Raw genomic sequence first — 18,181 nt, 5'->3', positions numbered from 1 at the left:
ATCGCCATTACGGCTTGAGCAGCGCGACGAACTTGTCCTCGGGCGTCACCGGCTCGGCGTCGGGATCCGGTCCTTCGGTCTTCGGCAGCGTGGCGCCGGGATCGGCGAAGTCGCTGTAGGCCTTATCTCCGGCGAGTTCATAGAGCAGGTATCCGGTCAGCAGCGCCCGCGCGGCCTTCTGCGTGTTCTTGTCGGCGCCAGGAAGGCCGAGGAGGCGGCCCCATCTGCGACCGTCGGGCAGGCCCCCGGGCTTCGCCTTACTCACGATGCGCAACACCGCGCCGTCCCACACGTCGTTCAGTTCCTCTGCAATCGTGTGGATCGTCCGCGGACCATCCGGCGCCGTGAGCACCAGGCCGGGCAGCTTGAGCGACGCCGCGGCCTCTTCGGCGCGCGGGCTGGTCACGCTCGGGAACAGGGCAGCCACTGCCTTCGGGACGAAGCGCGATCGGCGCCCCGACAGCGTCGCCGCCGCCAGCACCGCGGCAGACCCGCCGAAGCCGTGCCCAGCGACGCAGAGCTTGGTGGGATGCACGCTGATCTGTCCGGGTCCCAACCGCACGCCTGCCACGATCTCGAGTGTGGTGCCGAGGTCGTAAGCAAGGTTCGAAGCCGACGGCGCCAGTCCGCGCTCAGTGCCCGGGGCCGCTGCGACGATGCCCCACGACGCCAGATGCTCCAACGTGCCGTGGTAGCGCTCGGCCGCGGTCATCCAGTCGTGGCCAAACACGACGGCAGGCAGATTGAAGCCGGTCTCCGGTGTGTAGACGGCACCGGGGACACCGGCAAAGGCCAGGTCACCCCGCAGAACGCGGTGCGGCCCCTTGCGGGTCAGCGCGCGGAAGAGCTTGCCGGTGGAGGCCATGGATGAACCGTAGCCGACGGCCCCGATCAGGGGGCTCCACTACCCTGATGACCTATGTGCGGCATTGTCGGTTACGTCGGAGGGCGCCCTGCCTGCGACGTCGTCGTGCAAGCGTTGCGCCGGATGGAGTACCGCGGATACGACTCGGCGGGCATCGCGGTAATGGATGGCACTGGCGGAATGACCGTTCATCGGCGTGCCGGGCGGCTTGCCAACCTCGACGCAGCGCTGGCGTCCGCGGACCCGGCCACGCTGCAGGGACACTCCGGCGTCGGCCACACCCGCTGGGCAACACACGGCCGTCCCACCGACCGCAACGCCCATCCCCACCGCGACAGCACAGGCAAGCTCGCGGTCGTCCACAACGGCATCATCGAGAACTACGCCATCCTGCGCCGCGAACTGGAAGCCGCGGGCGTGGAGTTCGCCAGCGACACCGACACCGAGGTCGCCGTGCATCTGGTCAGCCGGCAGTACCGGTCAGGCGACACGGCCGGCGACTTCGTGGCGTCGGCGCTGGCAGTGCTGCGACGGCTCGAGGGGCACTTCACTCTGGTATTCGCCAACGCGGACGAACCCGGAACCATCGTGGCTGCCCGACGGTCGACGCCGCTGGTGGTGGGCGTCGGTGACGGGGAGATGTTCGTCGCCTCCGACGTCGCGGCGTTCATCGAATACACCCGCGACGCCGTCGAACTCGGCCAGGATCAGGCCGTCGTGATCACCGCCGAGGACTATCGCGTCACGAACTTCTCCGGAGAGGACGTCGGCGGCTATCGCACGTTCCACATCGACTGGGACCTGTCCGCCGCCGAAAAGGGCGGCTACGAGTACTTCATGCTCAAGGAGATCGCCGAGCAGCCGACCGCCGTCGCCGACACGCTGGTCGGGCACTTCGTCGACGGGCGCATCGTGCTCGACGAGCAGCGGATGTCCGATCAGGAGCTGCGCGAGATCGACAAGGTGTTCGTCGTCGCGTGCGGCACCGCCTACCACTCGGGGTTGCTCGCCAAATACGCGATCGAGCACTGGACGCGGTTGCCCGTCGAAGTCGAGCTGGCCAGCGAGTTCCGCTATCGCGACCCGGTCCTGGACCGCAGCACGCTGGTCGTGGCGATTTCGCAGTCCGGCGAGACCGCCGACACGCTGGAGGCGGTGCGCCACGCCAAGGAGCAGAAGGCCAAGGTGCTGGCGATCTGCAACACCAACGGCAGCCAGATCCCGCGCGAATGCGACGCGGTGCTCTACACACGCGCCGGGCCGGAGATCGGCGTCGCGTCTACGAAGACGTTCCTTGCGCAGATCGCGGCCAACTACCTCGTCGGGCTAGCGCTCGCGCAGGCCCGCGGCACGAAATACCCCGACGAGGTGGAGCGCGAGTACCAAGAGCTCGAGTCGATGCCGCCGCTGGTGTCGCGGGTGCTCGCGGAGGTCGAGCCGTTCGCCGACGTGGCGCGGCGGTTCGCGTCGTCGTCGACGGTGCTGTTCGTGGGCCGCCACGTCGGCTACCCGGTGGCGCTGGAGGGCGCGCTCAAGCTCAAGGAGCTGGCGTACATGCACGCCGAGGGCTTCGCCGCCGGCGAACTCAAGCACGGGCCGATCGCGCTGATTGAGGACGGCCTGCCCGTGATCGTGGTGATGCCCTCGCCGAAGGGCTCGGCGATGTTGCACTCGAAGCTGCTGTCCAACATCCGCGAGATCCAGGCGCGCGGCGCGGTCACGATCGTCATCGCCGAGGAAGGCGACGACACCGTGCGCCCCTACGCCGATCATTTGTTCGAAATCCCGGCGGTGTCAACGCTTTACCAGCCGTTGCTCTCGACGATCCCGCTGCAGGTGTTCGCCGCGGCGGTGGCGCAGGCCCGCGGCTACGACGTCGACAAGCCGCGCAACCTCGCGAAGTCTGTCACCGTCGAATAGCTCTCCGCGTAGGGGTTAGAGCGTTACGATCCCCTGGTGGGGAGTCGTTTAGGGGTTATTTTGGCGTGCGCTTGTCTGCTGCTGACGGGTTGTGACGTGTTCACGGCCCCTGGTCGATTGGGACCGTCGCCCGAAAGGCTGGTCACCGTGCCGACGGTGCTGATTCTGGACGCGTCTGCATCGATGAACACCGCCGACGCACCCGGGCCCAGGATCGACGCGGCCAAGAAGGCGGCCCAGGGACTCGTCGACAAGTTGCCCGACGACTCGGTGATCGGACTGACCACCTACGGCACAGGCACAGGTATCGCTGAAGCCGAGCAGGTGGCTGGCTGCCAGGACGTCAAAACACTGATTCCCCTGGGGCGCTTGGATCGTGAGCACATGCGCCAGCAGATCGCGGGCTTGACTCCCTCTGGCTACACCCCGATCAGCCTGGCTTTGCAACGAGCCGCTGATCAGTTGCCCACCGACGCTTCACCGCAGGCGATCGTGTTGGTGTCCGACGGTGAAGACACGTGCGGCACGCCTCCGTGCGATACCGCGATTGCCGCAAAGCAGAATCACCCCGGCTTGACGATCTCGACGGTCGGGTTCAAGACAGAGGGGCCGGCCAGCGAGCAGCTCGCGTGCATCGCGCGGGTGACGGGCGGATTGTTCGTGGAGGCGACGAACGCCGATCAACTCGCAAGTCGGCTCATCGCGGTGCAAAATGTCGGCCTGGCGAAGAAATCGCTCACCGGCGACGGCATCGACGACATTCGGCTCGGCCAGTCGTTCACCGATATTCGCAAGGCGCACCCCGCGTTCCCCGCCGTCGCCGATGGCAAGGTCGTCGTCTCGTATGCCGACTGCGACTTCGGGTTTGTCGACGGCGTCCTCGATTCCATCGCACCGCACGGCGGCGGCCGCACTATCGACGGCATCACCGCTGGATCATCCGTCAGCAAAGCCACCGAGCTTTACGGCACACCTACCGACAAACAGATCAGCGGCACCGGCAGCGTTCTCACTTACACCATCGACGCCAACGCGTCCACCGCATACAAAATGACCGTGGAGGACTACGCCGAACTCGGCGGGATCGTCTCAGGCACAATCAAAGCCATCACGCTGTGCAGGTGCGCCCCGCATTCGAGTGCGAATCCGACGAAGCCGTCCGGCGTCACCGACGACACTATCCGCAATATGACATTCCCGGCCGGGACATGCGGAAACGATTCCCTCGGATGGAACAACACAGTCCCGATCACTGTGCGGGACGGCGAGGGCGAAGCACGCACCCCCTCCGGTGACTTCGGGGGCGCGTCGATCACCGATGCCAAAATGGTCGGATGGCTCGACGCCGACGCAGACGGGACCGAGGACGCGTTAGTCTCCTTCACCTGCTTCGGCTCCCCGAAAGCGATGTGCTGCGCTGGCCGGACATCGATGATGAAATTTATTCGCGTGTTCGACTTTTCGGATCCGACGTCTCCCCGGTCGATTGGCGAAACCATCATGCCGGGATCGTCACCCCTTCGCGGTAAGACATATGGCGAGACTCGCGGCATCGATCAGATACGAGTCGACGGCTCGGCGATCATCACTGAGGAAAAGCTGATATATCCCGAATCGGCAACAAGCGCTGACCTCGGTTACTCGCCCTATGCGACCATCGAAGTCACGCATCGGTTCACCAACGGTCAATGGACCTCGAGTGAGCGGGTCGTGCGCTAGTAGTCTATCGCCGCGCTCAACTCGTCTCGCGAGCGAATCTGCAGCTTCTGGTAGACGTGGCGCAGATGGTATTCGACGGTTTTCGGGCTCAAGAACAGCGCCGCCGCAGTCTCTTTCGTCGTTCTCCCGTCGGCGAGCATCCTGGCGATCCGGATCTCCTGTGACGTGAGGACGCCGAGATAGCCTTCACCTGAACGTCGAACTTTCTCTCCGGTCGCATCGAACTCGTTGGCGGCGAGATCGGCCCAGGGGCGGGCGCCGAGCCGTTCGAATGCGTCAAGCGCGATCCGGAGTTGAGGCCGTGCGGCCACCCGGCTGCGGCTACGACGCAAAGCGGAGCCGTAAGCGAGACGAGTTCTGGCTTCCTCGAACAAGTCTGGGCTGTCGGCGTGCAGTGCAATGGCCCGCTCGAATAACGCGGTCCGCTCGGCGGCGTCTGAACAGGTCAGCGCGACAGCACGGTGCGCTCGGGCCAGCGCCCACGGCTGGCCCTTCTTCCTCGCCTGCAGTAGGTACTCGTGGGCGGTTGCCGCCGACGCCGATGCATCACCGTTGCGCAGTTGCGCTTCGGCGAGTTCAGGGCCCGGCGCCAGATCGACGTCGAGGACATCCATCCGGTGCAGCATCGTCTGCAATCGCTGAAACCACCCAGCGGCCGCCGCGGAGTCACCGCAGGCGAGATGCAAATCGCCGAGCGCGTACAGCGCCCACAGCCGGGCCAACACGATGCCGTGACGTTCGGCCAGGGCGATTGCTTCATCTGCGTGTGCCTTGCACTCTTCGACGCGTCCCATCCTTGCCTGCAGCCACGCCAGTCCGGCCAGTGACGCCGCGAGGTCGGTGGTCTGGCCCGTTTCCCTTGCGAGCGTGATGCTTTCGTCGTAGCCCGCCAGGCCGGCGGCCCACTGGTCGGTGGTCGCATCATCGCGGGCAGTGTGGAACAACAGAGCAGGCAAGGCGCCCAACGCCGTTCGCACTCGGTCATCGTTGACGGCTCGACTGACGAGATCACGTCCCGAGGCGGTTTCGCGGAGGAACAGCGTGCCGATCACCGGCCAATGCGGTCGTCGGGTGTCCTCCGGGAGATCCGGATGAATTGCGAGCGCGTCCATGGCAGTGCGAATCCATTGCACACCCGCGCCGCCGGCGACCACCCGCGCCATGCCGATCCCCATCTGGCCGCGGATACGCGCACTGTCGGTTCCGCATGCACCGATGAGGCTCTCCACGCGATCCGCAGCGGCGAGCGCGTTCGCCGTATCGCAGCGGTAAAAGCACAGATGGATCACGTCGCATAGCCGCATCACGGCGGCGTCGGGATCGGATGAAGAACCGAGCTGTGCTGCCCGAAGCAGCAATTCGAGACCCTTGTCGAGCGATCCGGTGCGAAACGCCAGGTTTCCTCGAAGATCGTCGATGTCGGCGACGATTGCCTCGTCCGTCGACACTCTCGCCGCTTTCTCGAGAAGGAGATCTGCCCGCCGGGGCTGACCGGCGTGCCAGGCCGACTCCCCGGCACCGAGCATCCGCACCGCCCGTCGGGAGTGTTCTGTCGTGAGTTCGGCGGCTCTCTCGAGCGCGGCACTTGCCACGGCGTGGGCTCCGCGCGCGCGGGCACCGTCGGCCACAGCGGTCAGGGCGTCTGCGACGTCGTCGTTCGGGCCGACGCATGCCTGGCTGAGATGCCAGGCGCGCAAATCGGCCGACGAGTCAGGCAACGCCGCGGCGACCGCGCGGTGCGCGTCTCGACGCAGCGCTCCAGGCGCGGTCGAATAGATCGCCGGACGAACGAGGGGGTGGCGGAACACGGCGCGATCGCCGGCGAGCCGCAGCAGACCGATCGCTTCTGCGTCTTCGAGTTCGTCAACCGTGCACCCCAACCCGGCGGCGGCCTGGGCCGTCGTGGCGAGGTCGCCGTCCGCGATCGCAGCGATCAGCAACGCGCACCGCGCCGAGGGCGCCAGCGACGACACCCGCCCGCCGAAGGCCTGCGCGATCGCTTCGGGGACAGGCACGGGTAGTTCGGGCGGCATGCGCGCGACACTGTCGAGATCCCGGGACAGTTCCAGCAGCGCGAGCGGATTGCCCGCGGTTACCCGATAGAGCGCGGCCGCCTTCTCGGGGTCGGCCGGCCGGCCGGGCTGCTGTTGTGTGATCAACGCCGTCGCGGCCTGCGTATCCAGGCCGGTCAGCTTCAGCGCCGGAAGATCAGCCGCGTTGAGGATGGCATCGGGCTCGGGGCGCAGCGAGATCAGCAGGGCAATCGGGTCGGCCACCAGGCGGCGCGCGACGAAGCGAACAGTCTCGGCGGTCGCGGGATCGAAAAGGTGCGCGTCATCCAGGAGCAGCAAGAGCGGCCGTTCCTCGGCCAGTCGGCTCAGCAGGCTCAATGCCGCCACCCCGACCGCGAACCGCTCCGGGGCGGGACCGCTGCGAAGCATGAGGGCAACCGCGAGCGCGTCGCGCAGCTGTTCGGGTAGATGGTCCAGCAGACCCAGAGCCGGCACCAGCAACTGGTGCAAGCCCGAGAAGCCCAGCCCGCCTTCGAATTCGCTTCCCGACGCCCTCAACACAGCCATCTCACCAGCAGCGCGCGCGGTGTCGTCAAGCAGCGATGTCTTACCGATTCCCGCCTCACCGCTGATGACGAGCACGCCGCTTTGCCGTACCCGCGCACCAGCAACCAGCGTCGCGATCCGCTGCTGCTCGGGTTCGCGGCCGACCAGCATCGGTTGATCCTAGGACGCAAAGACCAGGGGGGGCACCGGATTCGGCAGGGGTGACCGCGGTGCCAGGGTGACAGCGTCGAGAAAGGACACCTCATGACACACACCACGTCCGCACCTGCGGTCAACCCGGACAAGCTGATGGCGTTCGTCTTCAAGGCGGTCGAGGAGGTCGGCGCAGTCCTCAACGGCGCCCTGGTGGTGATGGGTGACCGCCTGGGCTACTACCGCAGCCTGGCGGAAAACGGACCCAGCACCGCCGCAGAACTGGCCGAACGCACGGGCACCGATCAGCACTACGCCCGCGAATGGCTCAACGCACAGGCCGCGGGATCGTTCGTCACCTACGACGCGTCGACCGCCCGCTACGAGTTGCCGGCCGAACACGCCGTCGCGTTGACGGACGAGGCCAGCCCCGCGTTCGTCACCGGCTTGTTCCAGACCGCGCACGGAACGGTGTGCGACTCCGGGCGCATCATGGACGCAGCGCGCACCGGTGACGGGGTGAGCTGGGGCGACCACAACTCCGACGTGCACATGGGGTGCGAACGGTTCTTCGCGCCCTCCTACAACGCACACCTGATCTCCGAGTGGCTGCCCGCGCTCGACGGTGTCGTCGAGAAGCTCGCCAACGGTGCCGCGGTCGCCGATGTCGGTTGCGGCCACGGTGCGTCGACAATCCTTATGGCCCAAGCCTTCCCGAAGGCGCGCGTGCGTGGCACCGATTGTCATTCAGGGTCGATTGCGACGGCGCGCACCCGCGCGGACCAGTCGGGATGGACATCGCGCATCGAATTCGAAACTGCGGACGCAGACGCCTTCGGCGGCGGCCCGTACGACCTGGTGACGATGTTCGACTGCCTGCACGACATGGGCGACCCGGTCGGTGCCGCCCGTCACGTCCGCGAGGTGATCGCCGAGGACGGCACGTGGATGATCGTCGAGCCCGCCGCCGGCGACCACGTCCAGGACAATCTCAACCCGGTCGGCCGGACCTTCTACGGATTCTCGACGCTGTTGTGCACGCCGTCGTCACTGTCGCAGCCCGTCGGTCTGGCGCTCGGAACGCAAGCGGGCCCCGCGCGCATCCGCGACGTCGTGTCGACGGCCGGGTTCACCCGTTTCCGGATCGCGGCCCAGACCCCGTTCAACAATGTGTTTGAAGTCCGCCCTTGATGGACGACGATGAGTGGGTGACGGCCGAACAGCGGCCCGCCCGGAAACCGGACAGGTCGGGTGCAGCGAGTCGCGACGGCGTCTCGCTGCACTTTGACGTCTACTACAACGGGGACGTGTACGGCGACGCTGATACGACGGTGATGTTGTTGCCGACGTGGTCGGTGGTGCCGTCCCGATTCTGGAAAGCCCAAGTGGCCTTCCTGGCCCGCCACTACCGCGTCGTCACCTTCGATGGTCGCGGCGCCGGCCGATCCAGCCGACCACGGGGCGCCGCGGCCTTTGCCGATCGCGAGTTCGCCGACGACGCGCTCGCCGTTCTCGATGCCACCGACACGGACCGGGCGGTAGTGGTCGGGTTTTCCTGCGGGGCAACGTGGGCGGTGCACTTGGCCGCAGCCCATCCCGAGCGGGTTGACGGGGTAATGGCGATCGCGCCCGCATGCGGGCTGGAGATCACCCGGCCGGATGTCGAACTTGCCCGCTGGCAAAACGTTTTCGACACCCCGCGCGGTTGGCAGAAGTACACCCGGCACAACTGGCTGCACGGCGATCTCGAGGATTTCCGCAGGTTCTACTTCACCGAGATGTTCTCGGAGCCGCACTCCACCAAGCAGATCGAAGACGCCATGGCGTGGTCGGCCGAGACCGACGCGCAAACGTTCGTCGACACCACGGCCGCGCGCCTTGGCGCCGAGCAGCCCATCGAGCTCCTCGACGACATCGCGCCGAAGGTGCAATGCCCGGTTCACGTGGTCCACGGGACTGAGGATCGGTTGCGCGCGTTTAGCATTGGGGAACGTCTCGCCGAGCTCACCGGCGGACAGCTGACACTGCTCGAGCACGCCGGCCACGGGCTCCCGGCCCGTGACCCGGTGCGTATCAACGGTCTGATCCGCGAGTTCGTCGATGCGGTGGATCCGCCGCCGGCGCAACGGGTCACCTGGACCCGCGCGCTGCGACGACGACGGCGCGTCCTCTACCTGAGCTCGCCGATCGGTTTGGGACACGCGCGCCGCGACGTCGCGATCGCACAGGAATTACGAAGCGCACAACCGGATCTGGAGATCCAGTGGCTCGCGCAGGACCCTGTCACGCGGGTGCTCGAAGCCGCAGGCGAATGCGTTCATCCGGCGTCGCGTCATCTGCTCAACGAGTCCGGGCACATCGAGGCCGAGGCGGGGGAGCACGACTTGCACGCCTTTCAGGCGCTGCGCCGAATGGACGAGATTCTGATCGCCAACTTCATGCTGTTCGACGAGGTGATTCGCACCGACATGCCTGATCTGGTGATCGGCGACGAGGCGTGGGAGGTCGACTATTACCTGCATGAGAACCCCGAACTGAAACGCTTCATGTTCGCCTGGATGACCGACTTCGTCGGCTACCTCCCGATGCCCGACGGCGGAGACGCCGAGGCCGCCCTCGCCGCCGACTACAACACCGAGATGATCGAGCACCGAGCCCGTTTCCCACGAATGCGGGACCGCTCCATCTTCGTCGGCAACCCTGATGACGTCGTGTCCGACGGATTCGGTCCGGGGCTGCCGGGCATCCGTGAGTGGACCGAGCGGAACTTCGAGTTCGCGGGTTATGTCGTCGGCGGGTTGCCGCCGTCTGCACCCGAACGCCAGGTGCTGCGGAAAAGACTTGGCGTGCAATCGGATCACCGACTTTGCGTGGTCACCGTCGGAGGGACGTCCGTTGGCGAGTCGCTACTACGCCGAATACTTGATGCGGTGCCGATCGCTCGTCGGCTGGTACCCGAGCTGCATTTCCTGATCGTCACGGGGCCACGGATCGCCCCGGCGTCACTGCCGCGACGAGCTGGAGTCCGGGTGCGCGGCTTCGTCCCCGACCTCGACCAGTACCTTGCCGCGTGCGATGTCGCCGTGGTCCAGGGCGGCCTGAGTACGTGTATGGAGCTCACCGCGGCCGGCACGCCGTTCATCTTCGTGCCGCTTGAACATCACTTCGAGCAGAACTTCCACGTCCGGCACCGGCTGCAACGGTACGGCGCCGGGCACGCGATGAGCTACGCCGAGGCCGCCGATCCCGATCGGCTGGCACAGGCCGTCGCCGCGCAGATCTCGGGACGGTCGTCGTTCAAGCCGGTCGAAACGGACGGGGCCGCACGCGCCGCGGCCATGCTCGCCGAACTCCTCTGAAGTCAGCTCTGCGTTGCGTAGACGACTGCCGTTGCTATCGCAGTGATTCCAAGTGCACCACGCAGCATTCGTTCTGGCAGGTGAGGTTGGAGGTAGGCCCCGAGGTAGCCTCCGCACAAACCTCCCAGTCCGGCCATGAGACCGATCATCCAGTAGGGGGCGATGTGATCTCCGGCCGTCGTGATGGCCAGGACGAGGTAGGTGGCTGCGCCGGCGACGGAAGTGAGCAATGTCGAGGTGAGTGCGGCCGGCGCCACCGTGGAGAGCGAGAACCCGCGCCCAACGAGGATCGGGCTGAGCAATGAACCGCCGCCTATGCCGTAGATGCCGCCCACCACCCCGACACCGAAGGCGAGTGTCACGATGCACGAATTCGATAGTTGAGTCTGCGGTCGCGGTGACGGTGTCTGAAAGGTGCGCAGGCACAGCCAGATACCCAGTGGAAGGAGCAGGCCGGCCACCAACAACCGAAAGAGTTGCGGACCGGGGATGACCAGCACCCGGACGATGGCTCCGAGAATGACGCCGGGCAGCGTTCCGATCAGCAGAACAGTTGTCAGGGTGCTGCGTAATGGCGCATGCCGACGATAACGCGCCAGCGCGCCCGGGATTGAGACCACGTTGAACAACAGATTGGTGGGTGTTACGGCGGGACTTGGAACGCCGAGCAGGCTGAGTTGTATCGGCAGCAGAAAGACCGCACCTGATATCCCGACTGGTGTGGTGAGGGTGGCCACTGCCATGCCCGCGGCGAAGCTGAGCAATCCCGTTCCCACGGTGGTCACGCGCGCGACTGCTCCGAAGTCCGCCACCGCGCCTGCTTGGCCGAATCCGGTGTTTCGGCAAGGAGTGCCGGTTGCTCGGTCATTGGCACCTCCGCGTCCGTCCTCCACGCTGATGTTGTCACACAGGAGATCCCAGAGCCGGGCCTACTACCCAAGGCTTACGCCCGACGAGCTGCGAGCCGCGTCAGTGGTGTCGAACGAAGTTCTTCGCGCTGGCCAACCACGGCGGCGGTCTGATCGTCGTGTCAGCGTGCCCGAGCTAGCCCGCTGAGATTCATCGACGTTCGCGCCAATAACTAGGTGGGCCACCGGATTCGCGGCCAGCTGCCTCAGTGCGACGCTGGGGGCGTAATGAAGGCAACGGAATCACAATTGGAGCGGGATCATGCCATCCTCATACAAACTCTTGCAGGTCGCACTCGTGGTGTCAGGCTTGGCGTGTATATGCCTGTATCCGTTGGCTCTGGTTTGGCCGTCGGGCTGGGCATGGCATCACGGTGCGCCGCACGACTCCATGTACTTCATGATGATCGTCGGCGTGTACGCGACGCTGGGCGTATTTCTACTGAACGCGGCGCGAAAGCCCGAGGCGAATCTGAGTCTTATCTGGTTCGCCATCGTGTCCAGCGTCGTGCATGCGGCAATCATGGCAGTGCAGTCCTTCGCACCCGGGCACCACATGGGACATCTTGCAGGTGACGTCCCGGCCCTTTTGCTGGTGGCCCTCGCGCTGGCCGTGCTCGTGGTCTCGGCGGGCGTCAACAAGCCCGTGAAGGCCGCGGCTTGATTCTCATCCCGGGGTTTCCACGATGACCGTGGTGGCCTTGACAACCGCGACAGCAATGACGCCGGGTTCGAGATTCAGTTCACGAACGGCGTCGGCGCTCATCAGGGATACGACAGTGAAAGGCCCGCACTGCATTTCGACCTGGGCCATCACCTTGTCGGTCACCACCCTGGTGACGAGCCCGACGAACCGGTTGCGTGCCGAGCTGGCGACACCGAGGGGATTCTCCGCCACCGGCCCCGCCTTGCTGCGGGCGAATTCCGCGAGCGCCTTGCCTGCGATCACTTTCCGGCCCGCGTCGTCGTGATCGACCGGCAACGAGCCCTGATCAATCCAACGCCGGACCGTGTCATCGCTGACCCCCAGCAGCTGGGCTGCCTCGCGGATTCGAAAGCTTGACACAGCACGATCCTGCCATCCATGCCTGCCCGATCGGGCAGCCAAGTCTGCCTCAGGAGTCGGCCGCGACGAACTGGTTCAACGGTCACGATGCCCGCAGGCTCGGAGCATGGCCGCGGATCAGTTGCCGCCCGGCCGCCCTCGGCGGCGGCCGCCACGGCCCAGGCCGCGTCAGCCCAAGAAGGGCGGCGACTCCGTCCAAGAACAGGAGAATGGCGCACCGTCGTCGACCTTCTCGGTGGGCGTGACCGCGCTCGCACCCGATGCGGTGCGTCCAGTGCTGAACAATGCCGAGCCTGGCGCACGGGCCAGGCTGATGACCGACCTTCAGACCGCAACCGGCAACCGCTCGGTGCAGCGGCTGCTCGACCCGGTGGTGCAGCGCGACCGGCCGATCAAAGTTTTCCCGCCCGACATCGTCGACACCAAGAGCGGAGAGACACGACAAAAGGTCGCGGCGCTCAAGAAGATCACAGACGGGGGGGATCTGGTACGCGGAATGATGGAGGTAGTCCGCAGCGACGCCTACAAAGAGGCCACCCACGAAGAGCGCGTCTGGATGATCCGTGTGATGAGCATGGCCAATGTGCGCGGGGCGCCACGGGGATTCGACCCGGCCCTGATCACGGTCCTATGGGAAAGCTTTGGCACCGAACTCATCCCGATTGCTTCGGACAATATGGACGTCTTCAAGTACGGCTACAGCCATGTCCCGGGCCTCGCCGCACTTCCACAGCTGGAAGCGATCCGCACATCTTGGGAGTCCGACGTCAAAGCGACTGCCAATTCGCATCTTTCGAAGAATGCCAGCCTGGTGCGCGACGAAATGGCACGGGTTGGACTAACAGGCCCTGCTGCGGCTCCGGGGGCAGCCAAGGGATCTGCCAGCGACGCCGCACCGCAGGCTGAATTCGAGCTCGCCGCGATGATCGACGCGGCGAAGAAAACGGTCCAGGCGGAAAAGGCTCTTGAGGAGCTGACGACCGTGCCGGTCGGCTGGATAACCGACGAAAAGACCGAGGGATACCGCCGTCCGGACGCCTTCAATCCCAATGAGAAGCCCGCGCACCCGCTGACCGGTGATGTCCGCATCATGCTGTACATGGGCAGCGATCCGATCGTCGCCTACATCCCGGGAACCGATCCGCAGTCGGCGGACTCGCCCCAATACCAGCCCTTCACCATGCAGAGCTACGCCGCGGTCAAGGAAACCTACGACGCGCTGTCGACTCAGGTGGCGAAATTCATGAACGACTATCCCGCCGTGTACGCGGCCAAGCAGGCGGGCAACCTCGAGGCGTTGTCCAACGCGGACGTCCGGCAGGCCAAAGCGATCGTCGGCAGCACGCTGCAGGAAGTACAGAACAACATCGTCAAGACGATCCCCAAGCTGCGGGACGACGACGAGTTCTGGTTGAAGCTCAAGCCAATTCACGACCAGCTGGTCAAGGGGATGCACAAGGGTCCCAGCGGGATGCCGTGGACCAACCCCGTGCACACGCACGTCGCCAAGCAAGTAGTTGAGCACTACGAAAGCGCCGAGTTTTGGAAGGATATCGGCTTGTCGACGCTCGCGGCCGCAGCCTTCCTCGTCGCCGAGCTGGCCACCGCCGGCGGCGCCACCTTCTTCCTCGCGGCAACAGTCGGCGCAGGCCTCACCGGATATCAGACCTACAAGGCGTGGGACGAGTACTACACGCTGGCCGCAGCTGCGGGCAGTGAGATGAGCGAAGAGACCGAGCTGGTGTATCCGGGCCAGGTGGAAGCGGCGAAGCTTGCCGCAATTCTTCAGACCGCCTTCGCATTCGTGGATGTCGCAGGCCCCGTCAAGCACTGGGTCAAGGCCGCCAGGGCCGGACTAGTGCCCGAGATGGCACTGAAGGGTGCCGCGGCAGCGGACATTGTCGGGCTGGAAGCCCTTGTGCGCCGGGTCGGTTCAGGTGAAGTGAGCCACGCCGAGGCGGCCAAGGTGGTCGAGCGCGCAGTGGGGGAACTGGGCGTGGAAGGCGCGGCTCGGCGCGCCGGCGTCCAGCCGCACTCGCTGCTGATCTACGTCGGCGAGGACTCGGCGACGGGCCGGCGCATCACCGAGCACATGCGGTCCAAGCCGTCTGCCGGTGCCGCATCGGTCAAGGGCAGACCGCCGCGTGGCTACACACCGCGCGTGGCGCGCAAGGTCGTCAAGGAGGCCACTGACGACTATCCGGAAGGCCTCGTGCACTACGGGCTCGGTCCCGAGGACGCGAAAAAGAGTTACGAGAAATCCCTTTTCGAGGACCCGACCCGAGAGGCCGGGGTGTGGCGCGATCTCGACAACGGCGAGCACGTTGTCGTGCAGGGCGATCGGGGCTTCGTGGGGACCGACTGGAAGGCCGACCCCGAATTCGCCGGCAGACGATGGCATTCGGTAGAGCACTATCACCCGTCGTCCGGCGTCGACTGGCAGCTCAACCGCTACGCCTCACCAGAGGACTGGGATGTGCTGATGGAACCCCATACCCGCCACGGTGCGCTTCCGTCGACCGAGGTCTCGTCGACGATCAGGTGGGCCGACCCGGGAACCGGCAAACCGCGATACAGCACGTTCGGCTACGACCCGAAGGCCGATCAGCCGTTCTGGCTGGAGTTCGAGGACCCGATCACCAAGAAGCCGCGGAGGGTGCATTTCGACGCGCTGGAGCCGCCGGGCAGCGGCCCGGACTACCGCAAGTTCCTCGACGCCGAGGCTGACCGCTTCGGCATCAAGGTGGACTGGTCGCAACATGTCGGCGGCGGCGTCTCCCGACCGGTGGGCACGGCCGTCACGTCGACAGCCACCACTGAACTCGCGCAACAGCTTTCGAAGCTCGCCTCGCTTGCCCCCGCCGAGGCGGAGAAATTGATGTCGCGTGCGATCGAGGAGATGGGCCCAGCCGAGGCATTGAAGGCGGCCAACATGGACTGGAAGACACTGGCCGCCACTTTGCCCAAGCCGTCGGGCGCCGGCCAGAAGCTGTTGTATTGGCGAGATACCGTGCTCGGCGGCGAGATTCGAGGGCTGGTGTCCGAGAGCGAGGCGATCCGCACGGGAACCATTGGATCGTTCGACAACGACTTCGACTGGAACTTCCTGGGCAGCAACGCCACCGCCAACCGGGCAAAGGTGATCTCGTTTCTCTCCGGCCGCACCGGGATGTCGGTAGACCAGTTGCATTCCCTGCTCTACGCGGATTTCTTCACCGATCCCCGGCGCATGTTCCTCTACGAGAAGTTGCCGGAAACGTTGCGTACCAAGGTGGCTCGTCGCCAGGCCGGCGTCGAGCGCCAGTTGATCTGGAACAACGAACTGTCCCAGGCGGTGGCCAGCGGAAACAAGCAGCTCGAGGCCTCGGTCCGGGCACGGATGGAGCGGCTCGGTGTTCCCGAGATCAAAGGCGGAGTCAAGCTGCTCTCGCCCGAGGACATCCGAGTGGCGGAGGCCGAAATCGATCGCCTGCATAAGGGCTTCGAAAAGGCTTTAGCGCGCAAAGATTACGAATCCAGCGAGCGGATCGCGTCGGCGATTGCCGACCGGCAGGCGCAAATCAACGCTGCGTCGCCCGGCGCGTACGCGTCATACGGTGCGGTGCGCAAGTACGCGGTGGAGCGCGAGGCGACGCTTGCCATCGAGCTGGAGGGCCAGATGCTGTCCCCGGGATGGCACAGCGCGGTGATCGACCAGATGCCCCATCTGCGTCGCGCGGTGGAGGATCTGGAAGCTGCCACGACCGCGGGTGACATCGCCGCGGCCATGCGCAGCATCGGCAAGTACGGCGACCGAATGACGTCGATGGCCAACATGGGGTTGGCGGAGATGAAGGTCACGGTCGGTGCCTTCGAGAACCTGGAGTGGGATTTCAAATTGCTTTACGCCAGGGCCAAGGTTGCGGGCAACGATGCGGCATCTCTGCAGGCCAAGATCGCCGCCGACGCCGAAGGCATGATCACCAAGGTGAAGGGGCTTACCGATGAGCTGGAGAAGTCTTCCGAACAGGTGCTGGCCACCCTGCAGAAGACCGCCGATCTCGACGTGATGTTCGAGCAGGTGCAGCTGCTCACCCACATCCACATCAAGTTCCTCAAGGCGCGCGATGCCACCTACTGGCAACTGACGACGCTGCTGAAGACGTTCCAGGCCGGCAAGATCCCGCAGAGCTGGATCACCGGACCTGCCGGGCCGTGGGACTGACGGCAGACGCGGCGACGCCGGCCGATACGCCGACCAATAAAATGGGTCCCTCATCGGGATCGAAACTGCGTGTGAGGAGATCCAGCGTGCGATCGGTTGCCTTGGTCGTCGCGGCCGCAGCCATCGCGGCCGGCGTACTCCAGGTGCCTGATCCGCCGGAACCACACATCATGCTCGCCGACAAAATCGTCCCGGCGGACCCTCCCGCCGCCCAAGGCGACGGTTCCGTGCCCGACGGAGTCACCCTGACCCCGTTCGACGTCCAAAACCCGGCGGTCGGGCGCCTCGACCCGGCTCTGTTGAGGGCCGTCCAGAACGCTGCGACCCAGGCCAAGGCGGCCGGCATCACGTTGACCATCAACTCGGGCTGGCGCTCGCCGGAGTTCCAGCAGCGGCTGCTCGACCAGGCCGTGCAGACCTACGGCAGCCTCGCCGCAGCACGAAAGTACGTGCAAACCCCGGACATGTCCAAGCATGTCACCGGTGAGGCCGTCGATGTCGGCGGTGCGGGCGCCGATCGATGGCTCATCAACAACGGGTCCCGCTTCGGGCTCTGCCGGATCTATGCGAACGAGCTATGGCACTTCGAACTCGCCGCAGATGCGCAGGGAAACTGCCCGGCGCTGCTACCCAACGCCGCCGGCTAGGACGAAACGGCCGTCTGCTGATAAAGCGCCAGGCGCCTGACCGAGTGCGTTCACGACCGCCTCACGGTCCATGATTGAACCGTTCGCGAGCACCACCAGCCCGTCGTCGGTCATGACGCTGCCGTAGAACTTGTCGCCGGTGGCGTTGCTAAGTGCCTCCCAGCCGCCGCGTTCAATGTTGAGAAGCTCGTCGAGCAGATCGTGTGAGGACATGCTCGGCCTGTACCCGCTACTGGCCCGCCAAACCGGAAAGTCCCGACAGCCCCGGAAGGAAGCCAAGACTGTTGAGGATGCCGGCGCCCTGGGAGAAGTCGCCGTTGGCGAAGTTGCCCATCATCTGTGGGCAGTACTGGGAGATCGCGATGCTGGTGAACAACCCGGCAATGTCGGCCTGGATGCCATCGTGGCCGGCGACCGTCGACGCGGTTTTCGCGAAGGACCCACCGGGCTCAGAGAGCATCGGGCAGACCTGCTGGCCGAGGTCGACGGCACTTGCCGGGTCGCCGTAGCCGACCCCTGCGCTGTTCAGCGCTGACAGGAACGCGTCGCTGGTGCTGTCGGCGTGTGCCGGGACCGCGAACAGCGCAGCCGCGGCCGTCACGCCGACGGAGGCCGTGAGCGCACGCGCCGACATTGCCCACTTAGACCTGTTACGTTCCGCCATTCCCATCCCCACTCTCAGAAGTGCGCTTATTGCGCTTACGTCACTTTGAGAACACTGCTTTACAACAGTCACGTTTACAACACGGTCGGATAAAGGTTCGGACCCTATGCGCGTGCTA

General features: G+C 65.6%; 13 protein-coding genes. 7 read left to right on the top strand and 6 right to left on the bottom strand.

The annotated features are described in order from the left end of the window. Positions 1–7 precede the first annotated feature (7 nt). Positions 8–865, bottom strand: coding sequence for a dienelactone hydrolase family protein (locus QOH60_RS15790; protein ID WP_526421964.1), 858 nt, complete (start codon positions 863–865; stop codon positions 8–10). A gap of 54 nt (positions 866–919) precedes the next feature. Here QOH60_RS15790 and glmS point away from each other — a divergent pair, with 54 nt between their 5' ends. Together glmS and QOH60_RS15780 are read left to right on the top strand one after the other, a co-directional pair. After that, entirely contained in the window at positions 920–2,785 is a 1,866-nt protein-coding gene (gene glmS / locus QOH60_RS15785) for a glutamine--fructose-6-phosphate transaminase (isomerizing) (RefSeq protein ID WP_526421962.1), read from the top strand. Between the two features lie 147 nt (positions 2,786–2,932). After that, positions 2,933–4,504, top strand: a complete 1,572-nt coding sequence (locus QOH60_RS15780; RefSeq protein ID WP_526421960.1) for a vWA domain-containing protein — start codon at positions 2,933–2,935, stop codon at positions 4,502–4,504. Here QOH60_RS15780 and QOH60_RS15775 read toward each other — a convergent pair. Beyond that, positions 4,501–7,233 (bottom strand): AAA family ATPase, encoded by a 2,733-nt coding sequence (locus tag QOH60_RS15775; RefSeq protein ID WP_526421958.1) that lies wholly within the window; start codon positions 7,231–7,233, stop codon positions 4,501–4,503. The genes QOH60_RS15780 and QOH60_RS15775 overlap by 4 nt on opposite strands. Before the next feature lie 93 nt (positions 7,234–7,326). On the opposite strand from QOH60_RS15775, the gene QOH60_RS15770 reads away from it, so the two are divergent. Together QOH60_RS15770 and QOH60_RS15765 are read left to right on the top strand one after the other, a co-directional pair. Further along, positions 7,327–8,406 (top strand): class I SAM-dependent methyltransferase, encoded by a 1,080-nt coding sequence (locus tag QOH60_RS15770; RefSeq protein ID WP_526421956.1) that lies wholly within the window; start codon positions 7,327–7,329, stop codon positions 8,404–8,406. Positions 8,407–8,423: 17 nt separating this feature from the next. Beyond that, on the top strand, positions 8,424–10,574 hold the full coding sequence (locus QOH60_RS15765; protein ID WP_526421954.1) for an alpha/beta fold hydrolase: 2,151 nt from the start codon (positions 8,424–8,426) through the stop codon (positions 10,572–10,574). Between the two features lie 2 nt (positions 10,575–10,576). Here the strand turns inward: QOH60_RS15765 and QOH60_RS15760 are convergent, their stop codons facing one another. Further along, entirely contained in the window at positions 10,577–11,386 is an 810-nt protein-coding gene (locus QOH60_RS15760; RefSeq protein WP_526421952.1) for a TSUP family transporter, read from the bottom strand. A 358-nt stretch (positions 11,387–11,744) separates the two neighbouring features. Between QOH60_RS15760 and QOH60_RS15755 the strand changes: the two genes are divergently transcribed. Next, a complete protein-coding gene (locus tag QOH60_RS15755) occupies positions 11,745–12,146 on the top strand; it encodes a DUF6632 domain-containing protein (protein WP_526421950.1) in 402 nt (133 codons plus the stop codon). 3 nt (positions 12,147–12,149) lie between these two features. Here the strand turns inward: QOH60_RS15755 and QOH60_RS15750 are convergent, their stop codons facing one another. After that, positions 12,150–12,548, bottom strand: a complete 399-nt coding sequence (locus QOH60_RS15750; RefSeq protein WP_526421948.1) for a TOBE domain-containing protein — start codon at positions 12,546–12,548, stop codon at positions 12,150–12,152. A 106-nt stretch (positions 12,549–12,654) separates the two neighbouring features. Here QOH60_RS15750 and QOH60_RS15745 point away from each other — a divergent pair, with 106 nt between their 5' ends. Further along, positions 12,655–16,752, top strand: coding sequence for a hypothetical protein (locus tag QOH60_RS15745; protein ID WP_526421946.1), 4,098 nt, complete (start codon positions 12,655–12,657; stop codon positions 16,750–16,752). Positions 16,753–16,838: 86 nt separating this feature from the next. Further along, on the top strand, positions 16,839–17,399 hold the full coding sequence (locus QOH60_RS15740; protein WP_526421944.1) for a M15 family metallopeptidase: 561 nt from the start codon (positions 16,839–16,841) through the stop codon (positions 17,397–17,399). Here the strand turns inward: QOH60_RS15740 and QOH60_RS15735 are convergent. Beyond that, the gene (locus QOH60_RS15735; RefSeq protein WP_526421942.1) at positions 17,379–17,612 is read right to left on the bottom strand and encodes a hypothetical protein; all 234 of its coding nucleotides are present in this window, start codon (positions 17,610–17,612) and stop codon (positions 17,379–17,381) included. The two genes, QOH60_RS15740 and QOH60_RS15735, sit on opposite strands and share 21 nt — an antisense overlap. Before the next feature lie 16 nt (positions 17,613–17,628). Then, positions 17,629–18,033: a DUF732 domain-containing protein gene (locus QOH60_RS15730; RefSeq protein ID WP_526421940.1), complete on the bottom strand. Its 405-nt coding sequence runs from the start codon at positions 18,031–18,033 to the stop codon at positions 17,629–17,631. Positions 18,034–18,181 lie beyond the last annotated feature (148 nt).

Origin of the sequence: Mycobacterium sp., from assembly GCF_032159765.1 — a bacterium.
In the GTDB taxonomy this organism is placed as follows: domain Bacteria; phylum Actinomycetota; class Actinomycetes; order Mycobacteriales; family Mycobacteriaceae; genus Mycobacterium.
Note: the sequence above shows the minus strand (reverse complement) of the source record. Positions and strands in the feature narration are given on the sequence as shown.

Excerpts from the sequence above, each read along its gene's own strand:
- QOH60_RS15790 (WP_526421964.1), bottom strand. The coding sequence starts at position 865 with ATGGCCTCCACCGGCAAGCTCTTCCGCGCGCTGACCCGCAAGGGGCCG.
- glmS (WP_526421962.1), top strand. The coding sequence starts at position 920 with ATGTGCGGCATTGTCGGTTACGTCGGAGGGCGCCCTGCCTGCGACGTC.
- QOH60_RS15775 (WP_526421958.1), bottom strand. The coding sequence starts at position 7,233 with ATGCTGGTCGGCCGCGAACCCGAGCAGCAGCGGATCGCGACGCTGGTT.
- QOH60_RS15770 (WP_526421956.1), top strand. The coding sequence starts at position 7,327 with ATGACACACACCACGTCCGCACCTGCGGTCAACCCGGACAAGCTGATG.
- QOH60_RS15755 (WP_526421950.1), top strand. The coding sequence starts at position 11,745 with ATGCCATCCTCATACAAACTCTTGCAGGTCGCACTCGTGGTGTCAGGC.
- QOH60_RS15745 (WP_526421946.1), top strand. The coding sequence starts at position 12,655 with ATGGCCGCGGATCAGTTGCCGCCCGGCCGCCCTCGGCGGCGGCCGCCA.
- QOH60_RS15735 (WP_526421942.1), bottom strand. The coding sequence starts at position 17,612 with ATGTCCTCACACGATCTGCTCGACGAGCTTCTCAACATTGAACGCGGC.
- QOH60_RS15730 (WP_526421940.1), bottom strand. The coding sequence starts at position 18,033 with ATGTCGGCGCGTGCGCTCACGGCCTCCGTCGGCGTGACGGCCGCGGCT.